Below are 23,162 nucleotides of genomic sequence, written 5' to 3'. Positions count from 1 at the left end.
TCTACAATCATAGATATGATAATAATATGTACCAGACTCCATGCACGTTGCGCTTGTATAAATAGTATTATCTAATGTATCTTCTTCCGTTATTACTCCTCCTTTTGGAACCTCACAATTTTACAAAATACGAAAAATGACCGATATACCCTCTTCTTCGTTATCTATACCCTGAATATTTTATTTACCATACGCTGCTCGTATAAACCTTGATGGTGGGGTGAAATCTCCATTAAGTCCCATTGAACCTGAACCTTGTCCAAAAGTACTTAATGGTATATCCCCCTCGCATGGCTGCGATTTAAGACCTATATATTGTCTTAAATTTTGTAAATGCCAATTAAACTCAGGACTATTAGTCACTACTCCTTGTCGATTCTAATACAATAGATTCACCCCATTTATCCGATAAAATCCAATGTAATGGTGGAGTAACTCCTAAAGCAGGTAATGGTACCTCCCAAAAGGAAATACTAGCTACAAATTTCTTTAACTCTTCAACAGATTTGAATTGTGTCTTTCGAAACCAGAAGAAAAGCCAATAGATTTCTGAAAACTGGGCGTATGATTTGATATTGTAAAGCCCTCAGGCATCAATTTGTTCATCACCTATCATCATGTATCCCTTGGTTGAAACCATCAGCTTTTCTGTACCTCTTCCCAGTCGATAGCTCGAAAAGTTATGAGTGTTGAGCTCAACTTAACGACGACGAGAGCTGCTCCCCAATTAGTGATGAAACCCATTATCACATTTCGTATCATGTGGCATAGGTCCATCCAAGGAATCCAGAAAGGCAACGGCCTGTTTGAGGTTCCTCAAAAATAAATGCGCGAGATCCATAGAAAACCCGTTTCGAACCACAACGCGCATAATCGTCACTGCTTCTAGGTCTGGAGGCAATGGATATGCGGGTACTTGCCAGCCGAACACACGCAATTGTCGAGATAAATCATAAAGGTTCCAGTTTAATGTGTAACCTTTTTTCAGTTGCCAAGCGAAAACCGGAATATCCGAACCATCGGACAAAAGTTCGAACGGTTCCATCTCCTGAATTGCCTTGCTAAGAAAAAGAGCGACCTTCTGAGAAGCCCTTTGGACATCATAGTACCCACTTTTCCCCAAACGCAGGTAATTGTAATATTGTAGGAGCACTTGTGCGCCAGGACGTGAAAAATTCAGGGCAAAAGTCGGCATGTTTCCGCCTAAATAGGAGACGCGGAAGATTAAATCATCGGGGAGATCATCAGCTTCCCGCCAAATTATCCAACCCAAGCCAGGATAGACTAATCCATATTTATGTCCCGATACATTGATGGACTTCACCCTCGGCAACTGAAAATCCCAGACTAAATCTGGTTGAAGAAACGGTGCTATAAATCCGCCCGAAGCCGCATCTACATGCATAGGAATGTCGAGTCCCGTCCTCTCCTGTAAATCGTCCAACGCTTTTGCAATGGCGGCAACCGGTTCGTAAAGTCCGGTATAAGTCTCACCGAGAATCGGTACCACACCAATCGTATTTTCATCCACGGCTGCAAGGACCCCTTGAGGATCTAATCGGGGATGCTCAGGGCTAACCTTCACATAGCGTGGTTCAACCTCCCAATAGTTCGCAAATTTTTCCCAAACGACTTGAACAGCAGAACTAAACACAATATTAGGCCGATCCACCGGCTTACCCTCTCTTTTTCGTGCATTTTGCCAGCGTCTCTTTAACGCAAGCCCCCCGAGCATACAGGCTTCCGACGATCCAGTTGTTGAAACGCCCATAGTTGTAAGGGGGCTGGGGGAATGCCAGAGGTTGGCTAAAATGCGGACACACCGCTCCTCAATTTCAGCTGTCTGTGGATATTCGTCCTTATCAATTATGTTCTTATCAAATGATTTAGCATATAAGTGCTCTGCGGTAGGTTCCATCCATGTACTAACGAATGTTGCAAGATTCAAGCGTGCATTGCCATCAAGAGTCATTTCATCATGGACGATTTGATACGCTGTTTCTGGTAACATGCCTTCATCAGGCATGTGAAAGCGCGGAACGACTGATTCTCCTTTGCGGGCAAAAAGAGGATTTATAGAAAATTCGGGAGGCAGCTCCATTTGCACGTGACGCGGTAGATATTGTGGATTATCTGGCATAACCTCTTTTCCTTCATATGTATCGTTTTGCACTTCTTCTTTTCGATCCTGCGGCATACTAGTCCCCCTTAATTAATGGTTTAACAAATATATTATTTACAAAAAAACATTTGCTAAACCAAGGGACAATTCTAATAAAAGGTGATGCCATCATTCAAAATAAAAGAGTATAGTTTTTGATTATAAAATAGAAATCGATTTATATTTTAATGAAAATATTGAATATTTTTAATATAATTATTGAGTTATGTATTTATAGAAACTTAAGGGGTATGATTATGGAGTTTATTACTTTTAAAGTAATTTGTATCTTTTTATTTTTAATGCTTATGACTTCTATAGAAGTTTTAGGATATGGAGTTCAACTTGTTGGAGCGAAATTAGCTTTAGTTGCATCGGCTTTTGCTAAATATAATATTATGTCTTTAATTGCTCGATTTTCTAATATGTTTCAACAACCATTTACTGTTTCTTTAGTTGATAGTACAGCAAAAAATGGTAGATTAGAATTACTAATTAAACAATTAGATTTTTGTTATTAGGTTCTACTATGGGAGTAATACTTGGAGGGATTATTAGTACCATTTTTTATGAAAGTTCTTTCTAAAGCGCTAATACCATTGTCAAAAGATGGTTCGTTTTTAAACATGTTCAAATTAATATGTTCACAAAAGAATTGATGCAACGTTAAAAAGAATGAGCCCGGTACAATACCGGACTTATATTCATACAACCGCTGTATTTTTCTGTTTAACTGTTGGGATTCAGTTCATAATGAAACATATTTTTACATAAAAGACTTTCGTATATAAATTTTTCAAATGATTTATTAGCGAATTGTTGACCAATATCACTTTTTTGAGTGAGTAATTTTTTAGATTGATAATGTAATGAATTTTTTTCGTTTCTTTTATGTAAAATATTCTAGTTTTGCATTAGGAAAGAACTGTTTCATATAGGAATACAGATAGTTTTTTATATCCTCTTCTTCTTCTTTTTGATAAATGTATTTTCCGATTCCATATTTCCCCCATTTATACCTTCTTTTCTCTTCATCTAATTCTAGTTTTGTCATCGGGTAGTTTTTTTCAATTACTCTCTTAGCTGGCTTTGTAAAACGATGTTGAATAAATTCAAATGTAATATCATCCCGTGCATCAAGAGGTAATTCAGCATTTAGGCGTTCAAACATATGATAGTATCCTTCCTTCCAGCCTTCATGCAGGTAAATAGGAGCTACAATGAAACCAAGAGGATATCCAGCTCTAGCTACTTTTCCTGCTGCCTCAATTCGTTTAGCTAAGGGAGAAGTTCCTGGTTCAAAGTTTTTAATCACATAATCAGCGTTTACACTAAAGCGAAATCTTGTTTTTCCATTATGTTTAGCATCAAGTAAATGATCTACATGGTGGAATTTCGTAACAAATCTCAATTTCCCATATTCAGATTCTCCAAAATGCTCAATGGCCCGTTTAAGGGTATGCGTTAAATAATCGATTCCTACAATATCTGAAGTACACGACGCTTCAAATCTTGTTACTTCAGGTGCACGCTCTTTCATGTATTTATCAGCAGCATCTAAAATTTCTTCAACATTTACATACGTTCGTATATAAGGCTTACTTCCCATCGTTGTTTGTAAATAACAATAATGACAATGTCCCATACATCCCGTTGCAAAAGGAATTGCATACTCTGCTGAAGGCTTGGAAGTATCGAATTTCAGTGTTTTTCTAACACCAACAACCAGCGTGGATTTTGCTACTCGATACTTTTGAAAATCGTTATCCCCTGGCAAATCTCTTACTTGATTATGGGAAGTAGTATGTCGAATTTCAACATCCATCTTTGAAAACTTCTCAAACAGCTCTTTCCCCAAAGGATAATCTAATGCTTTCGGTTCAAAATATACGAGCTTAGGCATAAATGGCTTATTCATTCTAACATCCCCTCTGAAATATCACCATAATAGTAAGTGTAAGCTTGGTTTGCTTCATCTTCGGTAGCATATATAGCCATCTCATTTGTTAGTGGATAATACGTTTCGTAAAGAAATAGTGCTAATTCATTAGGTCTTTCAGGATTATTTACAACTGCTGCAGCTTGTATGTTAGCTACGTCTTGAGTATGAGGATTTCGGTAAAAAATATAAACAATGTCACCAGCATGATACGTATTACTTTCAGAAGAAAATTCCATTCCATCACCATCTCATTTCATAAAATTCAATGCTCACAGTTTTACTTTCTAATTTTCTTGTAGTGTAACTATTTAATTACATTGATAATGATTACGTCATACAAACATATTTTGAAAAATGAATAATAAATGTACTCCCAAAAAGGCAAGCATATATCAATGCTTGCCTTTCGTTCTAACGACGATGTTCAACAAGATCGATTACACCTAAAACGACGTGTGCTAAACCAAAACCAAATACTGTATTTGCAATCATTTTATTAGTTCCACGAGTTTGTTTAAGAGCATAACCTGCTGCTGTCACTGCTGTACCTAAAGCTGTTGGAATTAATCCTTCACGAATGTCCACAGTGATGCCTCCTTGTTTCGTAGTTAGTAAATTTGTTTTAATGACTCGAAGTAAAGTATTAAAACAAGTATTAGTATTTTTCTTTTTAATAAAATTATGTGAAATTTTTATGAATAATATTTTAAATCCATAACAGCTATAAAGATTGAAAAAATTATTAATTAACAAATAAGAAAATATCTTCAAAACGTATTTTTATATGAAAATTTTATACCTCAGACAAAAAAATCTTTGCGAAAATTCTCTCCATAAAAAGTGCTCCTAAATTTATATATAGGAGCACTTTTTATGAAACACTATTCTTTATTTGCTTATGAACCACTTTATTATAATAACCATGCTTTACAACTTGCCTAAAATCATCTACCTCGATATCCATTCTTTCCGCAATATCTACAACAATTGTATTTTGTAAAACATTCACCACAAATCCCATTAATTTCAAATTATGATTTTTACGATATGAAAATTCAACGTAATCCCCAAGTGTTACTTCTTTATTATGTTTCATTTGGCGCCCCCTAAATTATCGATAATTATACAATAGTTTTCCCCTTTTTTACTTCTACATACGGGGTCACCAGTTTATCATTTTAGCCAATTCATCTCCCACCTACTTATTTCGCGTTCCTTGAGGAAGGGGTCTTCTTGGCTAAAATGATAAAAGTTATGCATATAATAAAAAAAGACAAACTCTCCAATGTGAGGAGTTTGTCCAAAAACATGATTTCTTTAGTTTAACAATATAGAATTCAGTTCCGATAAGAATCTTTCTTTTTTCCATATCCCACGATTTTTGCATCGATACTAACAATAGTGGATTAGAATAATGACTTAATACTTGCTAGGACAGTAAGAATACCTATAATAATGACAAATACATTGCTAGATTTCCCTTTGTATTTAGCAAGTACTGCTACTTTATGGATTGCATACATTGGTAGTATACATAAGATAGCAGCAACTAGCGGACCGCTAAGGGCATCAATGATTCCAAGAATACTTGGATTTGTATAAGCAACATACCAGCATGTTAATACGACAAAAGTAAGAATCATTGTCTTAACTGTTTTTTCTCCTATATCTTTCCCACGTTTTTTACTGGACTTGATAATCATGTCACGCATTACCTCATACGCTCCTATATAATGACCAAGGAAAGACTTTGTAATAGCCACAAATGCAATGATAGGAGCTGCAATAGTGATTACTGGCGAATTAAGCTCATTAGCAAGATATGATAGGATTGACAAGTTCTGTTCTTTTGCCACCTTAAGATCATTTGGAGTTAAACTTAAGGTACTGCTCCAAACAAAGAACATAACAACTGCGAATGTCATAATATAACAAACTTTTTGTATTTGAGCACATTTAGCATCAGTAGCATCTATTCCATACGTAGCTCTCTGTTTCATAACAAATGACGAAATCATAGGCGAATGATTAAACGAGAATACTATGATTGGAAGTATCATCCATATCGTTCCTAAATATCCTGTTCCTGTTGAAGCAGTAGAAACACTTGAAAAACTAAGCATTGACGTATTCCACTGTGGAATCAAAGATATTGCGATAAAAAGTAGAGAAGCTATAAAAGGATACACTAGCATGCTCATGATCTTTACAGTTATATCTTGACCAAAATTTAGTATAGCGATAAGACCGAGTACTAAAACAAGCGATAAAATGGACCTTGGAGGCTCCGACATGTGCAATTGATGCACGATAAAGCTACTAGCGGTATTTGTAAGTGCGACCGAGTACATCAGCACAATCGTATAAATGGAGACAAAATATACAATATTAAAAATGATACTTGCCTTATTTCCAAAATACTCTCTTATTGTACCTGTAATCCCCTCATCGGCAGAGTTCGAAGCGTAAATCATTTTAGCAAGCGCCCTATGTGAATAATACATAACAGGATATGCAAGTATGGTAATTAACAGCAATGATAATAAACCACCTGAACCTGCATTAATCGGTAAAAAGAGTACTCCTGCTCCAATTGCTGTTCCAAAAAGGCTCAATGCCCAGGTAGTATCCTGTTTATGCCACTTTTTAGGGTCTAGATATTTCTCATTTTTTACTGCAGTGTTATCAGCTTGAAATTCTATGTTTTTTGCAGTATTCCCATCCATATAATAATTCCTCCTTGTGTCCTATTCTTAATTCTCTTTTTAAGATATAGGAATATAGACCGTTCTTGAAAATGAATAGCTTATATAGTGCCCCACAACGAATATCCCCCTTCTAGGTTAATAAAAATCAAAAAATTAGCGAAGCATCAACCTGAAGGGTTTGTTACCACTTATAAAATATTTTAATTATATAGTAGTATATTTTATTGATAACTCCCCCAATATACAGACATCCTTAGGCGAACAATAGAGTAAAAATTGTTAAAAACTTCACAATATACTCGATAACTTATTGATTTGATTGTTTCTCCCCAAAGATTTTATTTTTAATGGAAATTCCTGTAGGTGTAGCTGCAATACCACCTAAACCTGTCTCTCTTAATTCGCGAGGCATCTGTCTTCCAACTCTATACATGGCTTCAATCACTTCGTCAGCATTGATGAGATTGTTTACGCCGGCTAATGCGATGTCCGCTGCTGCTAAAGCATTTGCCGTTCCAATGGCGTTTCTCTTTACACAAGGAATTTCTACCAAACCAGCGACCGGATCACAAACTAAACCGAGTAAATTTTGTAATGCAATCGAAAAAGCTTCAGAAGATTGCTGTGGCGTTCCACCCGCAGCTTCTACCGCAGCTGCAGCCGCCATCGCTGAGGCACTTCCTACTTCAGCTTGACATCCTCCATACGCTCCTGAAATACAAGCGTTGTTTGCGACTATCGTTCCAAATAACGCTGAAGTGAATAGAAAATGAATCATATCTTCATGACTTAACTGCAACGTATCTTTAATACTAAATAGGACTCCCGGAATCGTCCCACTCGCACCTGCTGTTGGAGTTGCACAAATAGCTCCTAATGCAGCATTTACTTCATTAACACCGATAGCACTTTGAATCCCTAACACCATCAAATCTCCAGAAAGAGTTTTCCTATTTTCTCGATAGTTTTTAATTTTTACAGCATCCCCCCCGGTCAAACCTGTTGGAGAAAATACACCGTCGCCCTCGATACTTTTATTTATTGCATGTTGCATAGTCGCTAAATTTCGTTCCATTTTACTCCATACTTCTTCATAAGAAGTTTTAGTTTGTTTGATTTCCTGTTCGATTGCTAATTCATAAATTTGCTTTTGGCTTTTATTAGCTGCATCCACAATTTCTTTTATGGCCATATACATATTTTTCACTCCTTAATGTGACTAAAGAATAATAAGATTAGCTATATTGCTTAAATCTCCTAATTCCTTCTGAGCATTACCTGGCAATATCGAATCCAAAGCGAATGCATATAAATATTTTGTTTTATCTTCCAAACTATGAAAGTTGTTAATTTCCACATCATATTGTTTAAAGATCCTGCGTAAAACAAATTCAAAGTCAGCTCTTTCTGAAATCGCAATAACAACTGGCAATGGCCCCTGCAGATTTAAGCTAAATCCATCAATTTCAACATTTTTGACTTCAATCAACCCACCACCGACCGAAATACCCATTACTCTAATACTTCGACTTTCATCCTCTGCATATACATCTGCCGTATTTGGATGACCAGCAGGACTATTACCCAATTGTTCAATAAAGGTAATGTCAATTCCCTTAGACTCTGCTATTTTAATAGCATCTGGCACTTTGCTGTCATCAGCAGCTAAGCCTAATATACCAGCAATAATTGCAAAATCAGTTCCGTGACCTTTATGGGTTTCAGCAAATGATTCATAATACTTTACCACAACTTTTTTGGGAAGACCTTGAAATAATTTATTAGCAACTGTTCCAATAGCCAAAGCACCTGCAGTATGTGAACTTGAAGGGCCTATCATTATGGGCCCAATCACATCAAAACAACTTTTGTATTTAACAATCTTTTTTTCTTTAATAGATGCTACATTCATGTTCATATAAGCACCCCCATAATTTATTATTTTTAGCTGTAGTTGAATCTAAGTTATTAGAATGATCGATTCAAAACAAGTTTCATTTGATAACGCTTTCTTTATTGAGTTGAATAAACTTCCCTTCTAATCCGCTATCCTCCGTATAGTAATCATATCAGTATGTCCAATTTAAAAAAATTACTGGCAAGTTCTTTAGAATTTTTAATCCAAAACGAGGTTTGATATTTTCTCTAGAGGTAATAAATTGTGTCTCGACGCCCTCATTATAACTTGTATATTTATAAGTTTAATCTTTTTTTATTTTTAGAAAGATTGAATAGACAGAATTTTGAATAGGTAATAAATTACACTTAGTATGTAGCAATTGTGTCCTTTGTTTGAAGCTGTATTAGTTAGTAAAAAAGCAAAAATAACACAGAGTTCCTTTCATAAACACATTGATTATATTGAAAAATCATTATAAAGATACTTATATTGTCTTTTGTTTGAACATCTTATTTTGAAAGGGAAACCTGTTGCAATAAATAATTCATTCAGATGAAAAGGAATACATTAATAAAATTTAAAAACGTTTTAGTATATTAATTATACATTTTGTATAAATATTAATTATCAAAAAAAACTAACTTCTTATTAGGATCTTAACATAAAGGATACATTCCAAATAACAATGGAGATTCTGCTTTATCAATTTCTTTATACGTCATATTTCCCTCTTTACCTGCAACAGCAACTTGTACTTTTTCATTTGTTTTCACATCTTCTGCACCTATTGCACCACCCGCCAATAATCCTGTACTTAACAGACTATCGTGAACAAAAGTTAGAGAGTTATAGAACAAAATATAATGTGTATGTACATACATTTCTTTTAAAAGAAGTTTTGTAGTATGCAACTGAATTAAAAAAATATAGATTTTTATGACTCTTTTTAGGGGATATAGCAAAGTGAGATCTTTTATATGCACATTGCTATACCGAACTAGATTTCAGCATAGTATTTTTTTGCAACACATTGATTTTTTACCAAACACGTATAAAAACCAACAATATGAAAATAAACGACTGGCTAAAATTTTACTTTCAATAAAATAAAAAAGAACCTGCAAATTTGCAGATTCTCCTGATAATGATTTATATGAGTAAGACTCGAAAATATAATACAATGATTCAAAAATAAGTTCAAGTAAATTCAAAGAACCGGCTAGAGTTCGAGTTCTTTCAGAAATGATGATGTTTTCTAGGCTTCGCAAAGTGAGAAAATACAAGAATATAATACATAGAGATTTAGAGAATTTCAATACTTAAATTAGAGGTTATTTTAATGTGATGTAACATCAGCATTTTGAAGGAATAGCAATGAATACCTTATACATCCCCAGTCTACATAACGCTTTATTATCAGTAGAAAGAAAAAGGAAAATCCCTACTTCCACAATAAATCCGCCTTGCTACTCTATTCATTTTTTGATACATTCCTATCCACCGTTTTAAGGTTCTCTTTTGTACTGTGTTAGCCAAAAAATTGTATAAATCATAATTCGTTTTTCTTCCACCTGTTTCACCCTTTCTACACCCTAGTTTTACAAAATAAGAAGTCATCAAAACTTATATTTATTACTTTCTGTTATCTCCTCTCTCTTGTTCTATGCATAGTCTATCTAAATTTTTATTAGCTACTAAAAAAAGAATTTACAGGACGATTAAAAAAAGCCAAGTGCATTGCACTCGGCTTTATGGTCGATTAAACAATTTTACTTCAGACGTATTAAACTGATGTAGATAGTCTTTAGTAGAAGTATAACCTGAATTCATGAGTGTTTTCTTTTCTTCTTCTGTGATATCAAAATTAAACGACGACGTAAAGAATGTATTAATAAATACAGTGCGGGCAGCATCTTCTTTGGTGGTTTTTCCGCTCTCATGACCTTTGATCATGGTTTGAGACAAATTCCATGCAAAATGAATAAGAGAATGGCCAATATGATGTTCTGTTGAGGTTGCGATATGTTTTAACATGGCAACCTCCGCCTGAGATTCTAAACGGAAACCAAGTGTTTCTTTGTTGTAGACAATTTCATCTGTAGGATCAAAGAAAGATGCATTGTATTTCGTGTGTAAGCTTCTTAGTGTAGAATGATCCTCTATATTGCTTATCAGTTTATTAACCTCGTCAATCGTATCTGTGGTCGTGAAGTGTTCTTCTTTATTCACAAAACTTTTCCGATCAAATAAACGAATTGGGTAGTTATCGAGTACACCTCCGTCTACATAATAATCTTTATCCCATTCCACAGATTTAAAAAAGAATGGGATGGACATCGAAATCCGCACAGCAACTACTAACGGGACATCAGGTGTCGTTTCGCGAGAAAACGTACGAAGCTGGTGTGTAGAAACGTTCGTTCCTTGGAAAAACACGTCTTTTCCTGTTTTGTCATACAACTGCTGAAAAGTTGTGTCCTTACTCCCTGTCCACTTTTCAACGATCTTTCCTACCCACTCAGTGAAGAAATCCCCTTTATAGATACCAAAACCATCAAAAAACAAACGAATGTTATCTTGTACAATCGAAAAATCATCATCTTTAAACGCTTTGAAATTCATGTCTTTGTGGATTTTTACAAGATCTGCGAATGGAATGGAAAGACCTAAAAGTAATGCAGTAATCGCTCCTGCTGAAGTCCCTCCAAATCGTTGTATTTCTGGTAAAATCCCTTCTTCATTTAGTGCACGGATGGCACCTATATAAGCGCTTCCCTTTACCCCGCCACCTTCAAATACTAAGTTACGAAATGGATATGCCATTATATACCTCCAATAAAGAAATTTTCGATCTGTTATAGTATCGGAAGTATATTGAAATATATTCCAAATGGTATTAAGAAAGTTTCATGTCCTCCGATACGTATGGCCGAATTATCTTTATTCAATGGATGAATTGTTTGAAAGAGAAGAAATTTGCTTGGAATGGTAATTTAGTAGGATAGGAAACAGGAAACGGAGTGCATCTTTGGATGCACTGAATAATATCCCCTTTTGAAATCGTATATAACGTAACTTCTTTTCCGATGTCCAAGTAAAATCACGAGTAAGAAATCAAGGAATAATCTACATTTCATAAATCCCGCACTCTCTTTAACATACAATTCAGTGAAATAATTTGTTTCAAATACGTAGAAATATGGTTTAACCAGCAATCAATGATCAGGTCTTCTTACCCTAAGTAAACCTAAATCTATTTGTCTCCATACAGAAAGGAATAAATAGTTTTGTTCCTATTCATGAAATAGTACAATATATGCAAAATTACATATCTAATTAATTGCTTTTAATGTTATATTTTAATAGCGATGAATGCTATTATTTCATAAGTTGTCAACAAGCGTTATGTATGTATGAGAAAAAGGAAGGAGCCAAATAGGCCCCTTCCTTTTTCTACTAATTAACTAAATTACTCTCTGGTAAAAATTTAAATAGTAATGCTCATTTACAGGCGTCTGATTATGCATTAAACATGCTAACTTTGCTTGCTGTCGGAAAAATTAAAAACGATAGCATTAAGCTATTAAGAGACAAAAATTCATCAACACGAAGACAGATTTGTCTTGGCTAGATAAATTTGGTGATAAATACAGGAAATAACTCTTACGATTCAATGATTCTTTTTCCTGCCTTCTCCCCTTGCCACTTCTGTTTCATGACTTGTAAATAGAGATCTTCAAACTCGTTAAAATGGATGCGAAAAACATCTAATGTATCGATATAAGCAGAAATCACATCTTTTTCATTGAAATGGATACCTTCCTGTGCTAAGTCATAGCTATCATTAAGGCTGTATAAATCAAAATATTCTTCTTCCCAATACAGGCCTCTATTTACTAGTAATCGAGTAGAGCAAGTAATCGCTTGTTTAATATTCCATTTCTGAGCTACTAACTTTTCATTTAAGACTGAAAGAAGGATGTTTACCAAGGGTTTTTCATCAACTATGCGGCTATATGACAGTAAAGCCGATTCTATATATATCAGCTTTGCTTTAGACATTAAAGATATCTCCATAATTTCATATGGCGGGTGATCACTTGCTTCAATCAACCTATCGCACCATGAAATAACCTCCTCTCTATTCCAAAGTCCGCAGCCTAGTCCTAATGCATACAAGTGGGCTAAAGTTTGATAAGATTTCAATATGTTTCACCTTCAATTTAACTGTATAGTGGTATTGCATTCATTTTGGAAATAATCACGCTTAGTAATAAATATAATAAGCTGCCCAAACGGACAGCTTATTTGCATTAAAAACACTATACATGAACTTTTGCTTTTTTTCGACGCACAAGCCACCAAACTAAAGATAGCAGTACTAGGGGAAACGGAAATACCTGAATAAAGAAAAATACTTCCCAAAAATCGTGCATCGTACTACCAGGGGAATCTGTTGCCATCCCGCCAATAAAAAAAGACAATGGAATGACAAGTATATTTATACCTAAACTAATCATTAGGAATGATAGATTCTTCTTCCAGATTACTGGTAATGCAGCCGCGATTAATAAAACCAATGCAGTACCCAGTATAAGAAACAGTGCTCCAAATAAAAATACAAAGTATAAAATAGCATTGATTAAAGGTTCCACAATAGCCCTCCTAAGGATTCATTCTATAGAAACACTCATGTTATTTAGAAAGTCAGGATGCTATACCTCTTAGTTGTCTTTCAATTTCTTCATCGCTATAGTCTTCATTTATCTGCTTAGAATACTTAATCTACTTGCTTATATTCTGGACTGCGTTAGGACATATGTTTCTATTGTACAACCAGCTAGCAAGAAACCCACACTTATCCCTGCTAATACGGTACCTTTAAAGGCTCTGTTCATATTCATTTGCCCCTTTTATCTTTTCGTATTTTTTCTCCATCCATAGACAGTCCATTATGAACGTTTTCATTATAAGTATTGTCTGCTGTTACTGTTTTACTTTCCTTACTATCTGTTTCGGCACTGATTGTTCTCGTTTACCGTTTCAGTATTACGCTTCAATTCACATTATCATCACATAAAAAGGACATACCTATTCATATATACCCCTTTATTATTTTAAATTGAAATAAATAATGGTTCAAAGTTATTTTGTGAAAATCATACAAAAATTAATAATTCATCGATTACCCAACAATAGATAATATGGATAAAGAAAAAATACTAGAGAATATCACATTGTAGTAGTCTCTAGTATCTTTTCATAGTATTTTAGCGGCTATGCAATACGGAGGGATAAAAAAGGACCTCTTATGGAAAGATAAGAGGTCATCAAGAAGATAAAAATGTTGTATTTGAAACACGCGAGTTTCTAATTCACATCATAACACAATATATTCATATATTCAATATATACATTTAAGATAAGGAATATTACATCATTAAAGATTACGGTGAACCAGGAGATAGTGCTGAAAATGAACCTACTTTGCGCAACATTTTCCCGAAAAAGCATGCGGATGTCGCACCTACTAAGACATTTTGAATAATCTTTGCAGCTGCTACATCAACGGGTAATTTACTGTATTTCCAATCTAGAGAATCAATTGTCCAATCCCATACTTTTAAAACTAGTGCAATAGATCTTTTTAATTACATACTTAATTTATTTTTTAATGTCCAATATTTTTCTCCATTAGCTTCAAAAGAGAATTCTACCCATCCATTTGGATCTTCACGATAAATAAAGATGGTTGTTCCAGGAGTTACTGTACCAACTTTATTTTCCTCGACAGCTACATCTGGTCTACTTTTAATTTTCAAATTAAATGGATAAGGTACCTGGTAGTAAGTAGCTGATGATACAACATTTGTGCTTGAACCGTCTGCATACATTTTATACGGAATTTCATTTGATAACGCTTCGACATCTAATGTTTCAGGATTCTTTGATAATTTTTTTTCATATGTATAGTCTTCTACACGAAACGGTTTAATACGTTCCATAATGCCTGCAATTTTCTTAGCCCAGCCTTTATCTGATGCATATTTCACATTCATGCCAGTTAATGTTGGCCCGTTATAATACATACCATTTTCTTCTAAATATCTTTCTCGTACATAATTAGCATTATAAGCAATGCTATCGCCGTAGCTTGGTAAATATTTCGCATATTTAAACGGATCTCCATCATATGCACGTAGACCGAATAAATTATGTTTTTGATATGCGATTTCTGATTTTCCGTATCCAGATTCTAAAATCGCATGCGCCGCTAAATAATGAGCACTCACGCCATATTGATTTTGCGCATTGATAAAATCTTGTCCATGTCCAACTAAGGGACTATCTGAATGATATTTTGCAATAAAACTATCAATCTCTTGAGCTGTAATTTTCGAAGCCACTGTTAAATTTAAATCTTCATATGAGGTAGCAGTAATAACCTCTTTTTCATCGTTTAAATTTTGTTGTAACATATCTGTTTTTGCAGTAAGTTGAGCAGCTTCAGCACGTGTTATAAATCTATTTGGTTGCCAACCGTTCTCGGTACCATTAGAAATTTTTAAATCTATTAAAATATTGGCATGTTTTTCTCCCCAATGCCCTTTTAAATCTTCAAATCTAACCTGCTCGTTATGATTTGCTGCGCTTTGTAGTTTATATGCACTTACTAGCATGATAGCCATAGCAGCACGAGTTACTTTTCCGGATGGATTAAAGATTCCATTACCTTCACCTTTAACAATATCAGCTTTTTCAGCAGCAGCAATATAAGGAGTAGCCCAGTGATTTTGTGAATCTGTAAAAGATGGTTTTGCATTAGGATCAATTTGTATACCTAAAACTTTTGTCATAATCTTTGTAGCCGAAGCTCTGTCTAAGGAATCATTTGAACCAAAAGTTCCATCTGGATAACCATTTAATACCTGTTTATCAACTAAATAGTTAACGGATTTATCAGCCCATGTAGGAACATCTGGGAATTTATGAGTATCTGCTAAAATATTAGAAGAATAGGATAATATAGCTCCTGCAAGGATACCTGTTGCAATTAATTTGTGCTTCATTAAAATAAACACCTCTACCATTGTATTTATCAAATTGAAATTTTCTATTTTTATATTTACATGTTTGTAATAATAATAAAATCGTATTATCACGCATTCAATTTGATGTAACGAGTATAGTTACTTATATACACAAGTGTCAATGAATTTATATTACAAAAATGCATAATTTTTACATTGTTTTGTAATTGAATTATGTATAAATTTTGTAAAGGACCTTTTGATAGATTTTACCTGAATAAATCTCTTTAGTTGTTAATTTGCCAATCTTTCTTGTTTACTATTAATCAATTAAAAAAAGAATTTTTTTGTTTAAGAGCTACTTTAAAAACTTAAGTTGATGGATGTGTGAACGTACCGCTACTAAAATTCTTGCTTTTAAATCATTATTACTGTATTATATTTACGTATCAATATAAGGATTATATTATATAAAAAGGAATCAAAAAGACTTTGTCAAAATCTAATATAATTTATGCTTGTCTTTTTAATATGTATCTAGTAAAAACATATTTTTTATCCATAGAATTCTGTTTTCAATGATAGGAATTAGTGTTCTAAACAAGAAACCGTACAAAGTGATCTGAAAAACCTGAGAGATATTGTATGTAGTTTGCTCATCTCCAGGTACTACAATAAAAGAGCCTTACCTTTCTAGGCAAGACTCTACTAGTTTAGTTGTATACTATTTACATGATAACTAAGAAACAGAAAACATATAACACCAAATAACAGCACCCTATTACTCCTCCTACAGCTAATACCTGTTTAACCCAACTCTTAAATTTTTGATTACTGTAAATCGCTTGCACTCTTTCCATATTTCCTCCTATTAAGCAGAACCCTTAAAGACTCTCACCTCGCTATAGTACCATTAAAAAATGAATAATAGAGATCTAACGTATAAATATGCAATATTGCATACGAAAATGTATTGTTATAATTGTAAGCGCTTACTATAATAAGGTTATAAAGATTTATTACATCTTAATACGAAAAAGAGGAGAGAATAATATGGAAATCGCAATGGCAGTTTTAAAATTTATAGGTGGAGCAATCCCATTAATTCAAGAACTACTAAAAGCATTTATGTAAATTCACTATTTAGCAATTATTTATAAAAATTATCATACAAATGATCTGTATATCAAAAATGAATTGGTTTACAGATCATTTGCGTGATCAAGGTCCCTTTAACATGACTAAGGGGCCTTTTTAAAATTTTTAAATAATTAAGGTTACGTCACATCACGATCAAGTTAGCAAAATAAAATGAAACTTTAACTTGCTGGTGATGGGGTAACAGTTGTGATTTAGAGATAAGATCAGATTATACAAAGTTTTGCACGTCAGCGATACTGAAAATAAACTTCGCCTTTAGTAGCAAGAATCCCCAATAAAGATAGTCAACTTGCCTATTTAGGAATAAGAGTGTCAATTTAAATGATGCATTCTGAAGCACTACTCTTCTTCTAAAATAGCGTAATAATATTCATCCCACCATTCATTCCCATGTGGTATACACTTCCTGAAATAGCCTTCTCTTCTCATTCCAATCTTCTCCATTACTCGATATGATGGGGTATTTTGTGGCTGACATGTAGCTATAATCCTATGTAATTTCATTTCCTTAAAGCCATATTCCAATGTAGCTTGTGCTGCTTCAGAAGCATATCCTTTATTGAAATATTTAGGATTGAACACCCAACCAATCTCATATGTATGCTCACCAAAATATTTATGAAAAACTATATGACCAATCAGAATATCTTTATGAATTAATACTACAGGAAAGTTCTTAGCGTTTTCACCAATGTTTTTATTCACAAAGTTTCTTGTGTTTTCTTCAGTAAAAACCCCTTCAGGTATGTATTTCATAACATTGATATCTGATGTATACTCATGAACAGCTTGCCAATCTTTGAACTCAAATTTCCGTATTAATAACCTTTCTGTTTTTATAAACATTTACTTTCCCCCTCAAAAAATTACAACTATATTTGAAATCCACATTTAACCCTTAAAACAAAAAAACTTGTAGGAATCTCTACAAGTTCTTTTTAGTTTAAGGTGAATATACGGGCCAAACAAACTATCTTACAGATTGACTGTAGAAACTTTAGGGGTAATGCTTTGACAAATATATTATATAACAAATATTAACATCTACGGGATTTGTTTTTGAAAATTATGTGAATTAAGAAATAAAATAGTTTTTTCTTAGATATTATTGTTAATGACTGACGGTATCATTATATTTCATTCTGCAACTTATTTAGAAGAGCTATGTACATTTCGAAGAAGTTCTTCAATAAGTTTTGTTTTTCCATTTACCTTTGTGGCATATGTGAAATCACCATAACAATATGGATACCTAAAATTATTTTTATTTCCACCACAAGTATACATTGCTGGATTTTGATCAACTTTCATCTTAGAAAATTTTTTGGCCGAATCCTCCGAGTGTTGTTTAACTTCTTGACTAGCAATAAAATCAATATACCCTGGCCCCATATTATAGCTTTGAATAATTGTATCCATGCTAACATCTTTTTCCGTTCCATACTTGTACATTTTAACAAAGTGCTTTACCCCTTGTTTAATGCTCAAGCTTGTCTCTTGAATTTCATTTGGCTTTAATCCAAGTGATTCGGATGACTGCATAGGGTCGTTTCCCTCACCTCTACTCTCTTGGTACATAATTCCTAATAAAACTGCTGTTTTCTCTCCTAAATTATATTTTTCTAATTCTTTTTTCAAGGTAGATTCATATTGCAATACACGTTTTTCGGTGGCTAGCGCTTTATTTTTTTGAATATTGGTTTTATGATTAAAATATAGCATTCCAAGTATTGTTCCTAAGCCTAAAATACTAATAAGGAACACTTTTATAATTTGTTTTTTACTTGTATCCTTCATATATTCCTCCTCGTATAAGAAATGCAATTTTTCAAAGGTAATTGGTTATATATAAACTATGTAATGAACATCTATCTCCCACCCTTTTAGACTCATATATCAATACTTTAAGGTTTCAAGTTTAATATAAAAATTTAAAGATAAGGTAAAGATAAGATAAAGATAAAATAAAGGGTATTTTTTAGCGTACTTTAAAAGATATTGCTACAAAGGGATATATGGGACAACTTGTTGATATGAATGGATTTAGTGATAATTGAAAGGTTATTGTACAAGTTATTAATTATGGAGACATCATTCCAGAAGATTTAATCCATCTTTTCAATATGCTTTATATAAAAACCACAACATAACATATAATAAAAAACGGCGAACCCTCCACCTAGGAGAATCCACCATCACAAATAACTGATTATTTCACACCTAGTTTTTTTGCTTTCTTAGGGATCCCGTCTTCCAGCACTTCCTCCCAAGCTGTTACACCTGGAATATGATGTGATTGCATTTGAAACAGGGCTTTGGGAAGCAGCAGCTGTTCAGCAAAATTTTGATAACTCAACCGCTACAGAAGCGATGAAACAATCCTTATACTCTGTATGGAAAACTGAGGAACTTGAACAATTATTTACCTATATGAAAGAACAAAAAGAAAAAGGAAAGCCACTCACATTAGCTCGTTTTGATATGAATTTGTTTTATAAATCTTCATTCCGCCCTTATGCAAAAGAATGGTTGCAAAAAGTAAATCCTGAAGTAAAGAGTGAATTTGATACAGCAGTTTCAGAGTTGATTGAACTGGATAGGTATTACAATAAAAATAAAACATATCCCTATGATCGGTTTAAAATGGAGATACAGCCCGTAATTAACAAGTTTGAAAAGGTTAGAATGTTTATTCAGAATCATAAATCTGAATTGATTCAAGTTACACCACATCCTACGTATGATGTGAAAGTCAGAGGTGGTATCTCCTCACCTAACCTGACAGACTATTCTTTTTATATCCGAGATCAAAAAATGGCACAAAACTTCGTATGGCTAACTGAAATGCAGTATGGAAACAAACTGGCCCCCCTTTAACAAGTAATAATTTGTTCTGCACCCATGTTGATAATTCTTCTGGTAATCGGAATGTAACGGAACCATGTTGCTCTTTTATAATGACATAGGGATTGCGGAATTCTTCTTGAATGCCGATTCCAATCACTTGATACAATTTCCTGCACTGACTCGGAAACAATATATTTGGAATGTCTAATGATTCAATTTCATGAAAAGAATGACGGAATCTCACATCCATTGCAAATACCATCACACCAACTCCCAGCTATACGTAAAACACAATTAGTATACCGATGAGATCTATGTTACGTGCAGAAATCCCCGTTTTCTCCCCAGACTTATCTACAAGAATAAAAAAGGAAACACAAGATATGTTCCCTTTTCACTATTTGTTTTCTACACTTTTAATTCCAATATTTCTAGATGCTGAATAGATCCGCCCCCTGGCAGGTAGACATCTTCCTCCTTCAGCAGGGATACGGAACTTTCCGTTTCTACTAGTGATGGAAGATTGCGCACGCCAAATAATAATACTTTTCCCCTATTGCCCAAATGACGTGGGGTATGCATGGAAATCGTAAAGTTGTTTATGCATGTAATTGTTCCTGTTCTTAAACATTTTCGGGTATCTATTTTTATTATGTTTTGCTTTTGTAGTATTTCTTATTTTTATTGTTTGATTGTTATGACTGGCACTTGCTTGTTTTCGGAAATTTCACTGTAACCATAATAAAGTAGAAAAAACAATAAAATAATTGTCCAAATAAATATAAACACTTTATAACTATACTTCATATGAAAAACCTCATTTTCCCTATATAAGTGAATGTACATACACCCTATAAATCTAATTACATAAATTATCGGATGTTTTAGTAGTAGAGAATCATTAAGTATTAGGAATTGTTATTCATAAACATATCCAAGAATTCTTCAAAAAAAATATCATCTAAGCATTTTAACATTTCATCAAAATGCACAGATGATATTTTGTACGTTTAGCTTGGTAATGCTTTTTATGTAATGAATTCTTATCTCTATTTCACCTTAATGTTTATATGTACAAGAGTCTGTGTAGCAATTAGGCTGTACTTTAAATATGTACTCAATTGTGTGTGGGAAAGGAAGCACATTTTATTTAAAGTGGTTACTTTAAAGCCCTTAATTAGTTGGTAGTCTTCTTCATTCAGACAGAAAGGAAATTTAAAGTGTGCACGTACTTTCAACTCAGACTTTTTACTACACACACTCCTATACACATAACAATATTTATAGTTTTTGTAACATTACGGAAATAACAAGAAATAACAACGAAACATTTATGATATAATGTAACAACTTAGTAACATTACTGTAACATAACGTGTATAATCGCACAATACTTTTTTAACTGAAAATCAATAAATTTATGTAAGTACCCATAACGTATTACATATTGTTTGTGAAACCTTTTAATGAACAAGTATAAGTGGATGGCGGGAATCGAACCCGCGGTTGTCGCCGTAAAAGGGCGATGTGTTTGGCCGCTTCACCAATGCGCTGTATTAAATATGTACCGAATGTATCCCTTTGGTACATAAATAGACCTGTAGATAGGAAATGTTCGCTACGTTTATACAATTATGGTCAGAGGTTCTGGAGGCCCCTATTTTGCCCTTAAATTATACCCCCTCGTGGTCGGAATGACAGGACTTAAACCCGCACATTCAACGGAATACTAGATCCACAATCTAGCAAGTCTACCATTTCGCCACAAACTCCATGAAAATAGAAAAAGACCACCGAATGTACTCGATTGTCTTTTTGCCATGCATATCTGCACAAGAAGTGTATACTTCAAACCCTTTAATATTTTTAGCTATGAGCATACTTATAAAACTCTAAAAACTATTTGAAAATCTTTTAGAATCTAACTTTCTTATAATACTATTTGCTATTTCTTCAATATTTTCATTTAGAAAGAAATGATTACCTTCAAAAGAATGAAAAGTACACGTTTTACTTGTGTATCGTTCCCATTTTATTACTTGATCATATGTAGTAAATTCATCATTTTCCCCATTAAATATAAGAAAATCAATATCACATGGTTGTGTATTTTTGTCATGAATATACGTCTCAACGATTTTAAAATCTGCTCTTAGAATAGGGAGGAAAATCTCCATTAATTCTTCTGATTGCAGTACCCCAGATGGTGTACCTCCCATTGCAATAACTTCTCTTTTAAATTGCTCATTAGAAAGATTATGTCGGATATTTTTTATTTTACTATTTGGATGATTTCTACCGGACAAAACAAGAAATTCAGGCGATACGTTTTTAGAATCTTTTATTTTTCTGGCTACTTCATAGGCGATCAAACTTCCCATGCTATGCCCGAATAGAATGTAGGGCGAATCATCTATCTGCATAACTATTTTATTGTAGACATCATTTACTGCCTCTTCCATACTTTGGTACAAGTTTTCTTCAATTCTATATCCTCTACCAGCTAACTCTATCGGGACTACCTCAATATATGGATTAAAGTAATTTTTCCATTTTGCGTAACTAAAAGCAGATCCCCCAGCATGTGGAAAGCAAAAAAGTTTAGTCTCCTGCATTGATTTTCTCCTTACTTTCAAATTTGTATATATTTTGGAAAATTGCATAAATGTCTTTAATTATTATCTCTTGCGGAAATTCATCCCTTGTTGCACAAGCAGATAACTTATAATTTAGATCAATGTTATATTGTTTAAAGTAAAAGTTTTTAGGTATATTCTTGTATAAAATTAAAGCTCGTGATTCTTTTTTTATAGAGAATGAATTTAATGGGTTATAAAGCCCTTTTCCAATCGTTTTTATATAGCTTTCTTTTAATGTCCATAAATCATAAAAATAATTAATTTGTTCATCAGAATTCATATTAGATATATCATAAAATTCATCCGCTGAAAAAAATTCTTTTGCTAATTTAAGAGCCTCTATCTCTGAAACCTTTTCTATATCAATACCCACATTAAAATTAGCAGTAGTACAAACCACCCATTCTCCTGAATGTGACAGATTAAAATGAAAGTCAGAAAAATTTTCAACAAAAGGTTTTCCATACTCATTATATTTAAATCTAATTTCTTCATTATTAATTTTATACTTTTGGCAGATTAGAGATCGGATTAGTAAATCCCCTATCAGTGTCCTATTAACGTCGCATGAGTTTAATAAACGCTTCATTCGTTCTTTCTTCTCATTTGAAACCAAGTTACTAAGTTGCTTAAACAAATGACTTTCAATATTCTTTGGTATTTTCACAGCTTGAATGTGTATGATAAATCACTTCCTTTTTTAAAAGATGGCTTCATATATGTGCATTACATAAATTCAAATTAACTTTATTAAATTGCAAATACAATAGAAA

General features: G+C 33.5%; 19 protein-coding genes, 1 tRNA gene and 4 pseudogenes. 5 read left to right on the top strand and 19 right to left on the bottom strand.

The window, feature by feature from the left end; translation table 11 throughout:
• Both EBQ15_RS31510 and gad read right to left on the bottom strand, forming a co-directional pair.
• Positions 1-517, bottom strand: a pseudogene (locus EBQ15_RS31510) (linear amide C-N hydrolase); the annotation flags it as partial.
• A 210-nt stretch (positions 518-727) separates the two neighbouring features.
• On the bottom strand, positions 728-2,197 hold the full coding sequence (gene gad / locus EBQ15_RS05285) for a glutamate decarboxylase (RefSeq protein ID WP_001135433.1): 1,470 nt from the start codon (positions 2,195-2,197) through the stop codon (positions 728-730).
• A 221-nt stretch (positions 2,198-2,418) separates the two neighbouring features.
• Between gad and EBQ15_RS05280 the strand changes: the two genes are divergently transcribed.
• Complete coding sequence (locus tag EBQ15_RS05280) at positions 2,419-2,682, top strand: lipid II flippase family protein (RefSeq protein ID WP_000394421.1); 264 nt, start codon at positions 2,419-2,421, stop codon at positions 2,680-2,682.
• Positions 2,683-3,050: 368 nt separating this feature from the next.
• Here the strand turns inward: EBQ15_RS05280 and splB are convergent, their stop codons facing one another.
• From splB to EBQ15_RS05210, 10 genes are all read right to left on the bottom strand, one after another.
• A complete protein-coding gene (gene splB, locus EBQ15_RS05275; RefSeq protein WP_001039638.1) occupies positions 3,051-4,079 on the bottom strand; it encodes a spore photoproduct lyase in 1,029 nt (342 codons plus the stop codon).
• Positions 4,076-4,339: a transcriptional regulator SplA gene (locus EBQ15_RS05270; protein WP_000396091.1), complete on the bottom strand. Its 264-nt coding sequence runs from the start codon at positions 4,337-4,339 to the stop codon at positions 4,076-4,078. The genes splB and EBQ15_RS05270 overlap by 4 nt, the downstream gene beginning before the upstream one ends.
• A 175-nt stretch (positions 4,340-4,514) precedes the next feature.
• Positions 4,515-4,688, bottom strand: coding sequence for a hypothetical protein (locus EBQ15_RS05265; protein WP_000354585.1), 174 nt, complete (start codon positions 4,686-4,688; stop codon positions 4,515-4,517).
• Between the two features lie 286 nt (positions 4,689-4,974).
• Positions 4,975-5,199, bottom strand: coding sequence for a DUF2187 domain-containing protein (locus EBQ15_RS05260; RefSeq protein WP_000682213.1), 225 nt, complete (start codon positions 5,197-5,199; stop codon positions 4,975-4,977).
• A gap of 310 nt (positions 5,200-5,509) precedes the next feature.
• Positions 5,510-6,829 carry an aromatic amino acid transport family protein gene (locus tag EBQ15_RS05255; protein WP_000348955.1) on the bottom strand — a complete coding sequence of 440 codons (1,320 nt, stop codon included), beginning with the start codon at positions 6,827-6,829 and terminating at the stop codon, positions 5,510-5,512.
• A 289-nt stretch (positions 6,830-7,118) separates the two neighbouring features.
• A complete protein-coding gene (gene sdaAA / locus EBQ15_RS05250) occupies positions 7,119-8,009 on the bottom strand; it encodes an L-serine ammonia-lyase, iron-sulfur-dependent, subunit alpha (protein ID WP_000281779.1) in 891 nt (296 codons plus the stop codon).
• Between the two features lie 21 nt (positions 8,010-8,030).
• Complete coding sequence (locus tag EBQ15_RS05245) at positions 8,031-8,729, bottom strand: serine dehydratase beta chain (RefSeq protein WP_001056999.1); 699 nt, start codon at positions 8,727-8,729, stop codon at positions 8,031-8,033.
• A gap of 1,731 nt (positions 8,730-10,460) precedes the next feature.
• On the bottom strand, positions 10,461-11,534 hold the full coding sequence (locus tag EBQ15_RS05230; protein WP_000331137.1) for a patatin-like phospholipase family protein: 1,074 nt from the start codon (positions 11,532-11,534) through the stop codon (positions 10,461-10,463).
• An 840-nt stretch (positions 11,535-12,374) separates the two neighbouring features.
• Entirely contained in the window at positions 12,375-12,917 is a 543-nt protein-coding gene (locus tag EBQ15_RS05215; RefSeq protein ID WP_000844538.1) for a hypothetical protein, read from the bottom strand.
• A 116-nt stretch (positions 12,918-13,033) separates the two neighbouring features.
• The gene (locus EBQ15_RS05210) at positions 13,034-13,366 is read right to left on the bottom strand and encodes a hypothetical protein (protein ID WP_000433517.1); all 333 of its coding nucleotides are present in this window, start codon (positions 13,364-13,366) and stop codon (positions 13,034-13,036) included.
• Positions 13,367-14,144: 778 nt separating this feature from the next.
• Here EBQ15_RS05210 and EBQ15_RS31965 point away from each other — a divergent pair.
• Positions 14,145-14,243: pseudogene (locus EBQ15_RS31965) on the top strand (peptidase M56); the annotation flags it as partial.
• Here the strand turns inward: EBQ15_RS31965 and EBQ15_RS05205 are convergent.
• Both EBQ15_RS05205 and EBQ15_RS05200 read right to left on the bottom strand, forming a co-directional pair.
• Positions 14,225-14,338, bottom strand: a pseudogene (locus tag EBQ15_RS05205) (polysaccharide deacetylase); the annotation flags it as partial. The pseudogenes EBQ15_RS31965 and EBQ15_RS05205 sit on opposite strands and share 19 nt — an antisense overlap.
• A 24-nt stretch (positions 14,339-14,362) precedes the next feature.
• On the bottom strand, positions 14,363-15,781 hold the full coding sequence (locus EBQ15_RS05200; RefSeq protein WP_033693057.1) for an S-layer homology domain-containing protein: 1,419 nt from the start codon (positions 15,779-15,781) through the stop codon (positions 14,363-14,365).
• Between the two features lie 909 nt (positions 15,782-16,690).
• Between EBQ15_RS05200 and EBQ15_RS05195 the strand changes: the two genes are divergently transcribed.
• Entirely contained in the window at positions 16,691-16,876 is a 186-nt protein-coding gene (locus tag EBQ15_RS05195) for a hypothetical protein (RefSeq protein WP_001987408.1), read from the top strand.
• Between the two features lie 366 nt (positions 16,877-17,242).
• On the opposite strand, the gene EBQ15_RS05190 is transcribed toward EBQ15_RS05195, so the two are convergent.
• Together EBQ15_RS05190 and EBQ15_RS05185 are read right to left on the bottom strand one after the other, a co-directional pair.
• Positions 17,243-17,749: a GNAT family N-acetyltransferase gene (locus EBQ15_RS05190; RefSeq protein ID WP_000470153.1), complete on the bottom strand. Its 507-nt coding sequence runs from the start codon at positions 17,747-17,749 to the stop codon at positions 17,243-17,245.
• 303 nt (positions 17,750-18,052) lie between these two features.
• A complete protein-coding gene (locus tag EBQ15_RS05185; protein ID WP_000655725.1) occupies positions 18,053-18,700 on the bottom strand; it encodes a lysozyme family protein in 648 nt (215 codons plus the stop codon).
• Between the two features lie 212 nt (positions 18,701-18,912).
• Between EBQ15_RS05185 and EBQ15_RS31505 the strand changes: the two are divergent.
• A pseudogene (locus EBQ15_RS31505) lies at positions 18,913-19,035 on the top strand (vancomycin resistance histidine kinase VanS); the annotation flags it as partial.
• A gap of 160 nt (positions 19,036-19,195) precedes the next feature.
• Positions 19,196-19,780: an erythromycin esterase family protein gene (locus EBQ15_RS05180; protein WP_001999767.1), complete on the top strand. Its 585-nt coding sequence runs from the start codon at positions 19,196-19,198 to the stop codon at positions 19,778-19,780.
• A gap of 1,455 nt (positions 19,781-21,235) precedes the next feature.
• Here EBQ15_RS05180 and EBQ15_RS05170 read toward each other — a convergent pair.
• From EBQ15_RS05170 to EBQ15_RS05155, 3 genes are all read right to left on the bottom strand, one after another.
• Positions 21,236-21,295 (bottom strand) — tRNA-Lys (locus tag EBQ15_RS05170).
• A 347-nt stretch (positions 21,296-21,642) separates the two neighbouring features.
• Positions 21,643-22,365 carry a thioesterase II family protein gene (locus tag EBQ15_RS05160; protein ID WP_001158423.1) on the bottom strand — a complete coding sequence of 241 codons (723 nt, stop codon included), beginning with the start codon at positions 22,363-22,365 and terminating at the stop codon, positions 21,643-21,645.
• Positions 22,352-23,056: a 4'-phosphopantetheinyl transferase family protein gene (locus EBQ15_RS05155; protein ID WP_000701219.1), complete on the bottom strand. Its 705-nt coding sequence runs from the start codon at positions 23,054-23,056 to the stop codon at positions 22,352-22,354. Before EBQ15_RS05155 ends, EBQ15_RS05160 begins: the two co-directional genes overlap by 14 nt.
• Positions 23,057-23,162 lie beyond the last annotated feature (106 nt).

Source organism: Bacillus sp. 2D03 (genome assembly GCF_003946765.1).
GTDB classification, from domain to species: Bacteria; Bacillota; Bacilli; order Bacillales; family Bacillaceae_G; genus Bacillus_A; species Bacillus_A cereus.
This window is presented reverse-complemented; position numbering and strand designations above follow the sequence as displayed.

Bases quoted from the DNA above. Each gene is read 5' to 3' on its own strand.
- gad (WP_001135433.1), bottom strand. From the start codon at position 2,197: ATGCCGCAGGATCGAAAAGAAGAAGTGCAAAACGATACATATGAAGGA.
- EBQ15_RS05280 (WP_000394421.1), top strand. From the start codon at position 2,419: ATGGAGTTTATTACTTTTAAAGTAATTTGTATCTTTTTATTTTTAATG.
- splB (WP_001039638.1), bottom strand. From the start codon at position 4,079: ATGAATAAGCCATTTATGCCTAAGCTCGTATATTTTGAACCGAAAGCA.
- EBQ15_RS05270 (WP_000396091.1), bottom strand. From the start codon at position 4,339: ATGGAATTTTCTTCTGAAAGTAATACGTATCATGCTGGTGACATTGTT.
- EBQ15_RS05260 (WP_000682213.1), bottom strand. From the start codon at position 5,199: ATGAAACATAATAAAGAAGTAACACTTGGGGATTACGTTGAATTTTCA.
- EBQ15_RS05255 (WP_000348955.1), bottom strand. From the start codon at position 6,829: ATGGATGGGAATACTGCAAAAAACATAGAATTTCAAGCTGATAACACT.
- sdaAA (WP_000281779.1), bottom strand. From the start codon at position 8,009: ATGTATATGGCCATAAAAGAAATTGTGGATGCAGCTAATAAAAGCCAA.
- EBQ15_RS05245 (WP_001056999.1), bottom strand. From the start codon at position 8,729: ATGAACATGAATGTAGCATCTATTAAAGAAAAAAAGATTGTTAAATAC.
- EBQ15_RS05230 (WP_000331137.1), bottom strand. From the start codon at position 11,534: ATGGCATATCCATTTCGTAACTTAGTATTTGAAGGTGGCGGGGTAAAG.
- EBQ15_RS05200 (WP_033693057.1), bottom strand. From the start codon at position 15,781: ATGAAGCACAAATTAATTGCAACAGGTATCCTTGCAGGAGCTATATTA.
- EBQ15_RS05195 (WP_001987408.1), top strand. From the start codon at position 16,691: ATGCAATATTGCATACGAAAATGTATTGTTATAATTGTAAGCGCTTAC.
- EBQ15_RS05190 (WP_000470153.1), bottom strand. From the start codon at position 17,749: ATGTTTATAAAAACAGAAAGGTTATTAATACGGAAATTTGAGTTCAAA.
- EBQ15_RS05185 (WP_000655725.1), bottom strand. From the start codon at position 18,700: ATGAAGGATACAAGTAAAAAACAAATTATAAAAGTGTTCCTTATTAGT.
- EBQ15_RS05160 (WP_001158423.1), bottom strand. From the start codon at position 22,365: ATGCAGGAGACTAAACTTTTTTGCTTTCCACATGCTGGGGGATCTGCT.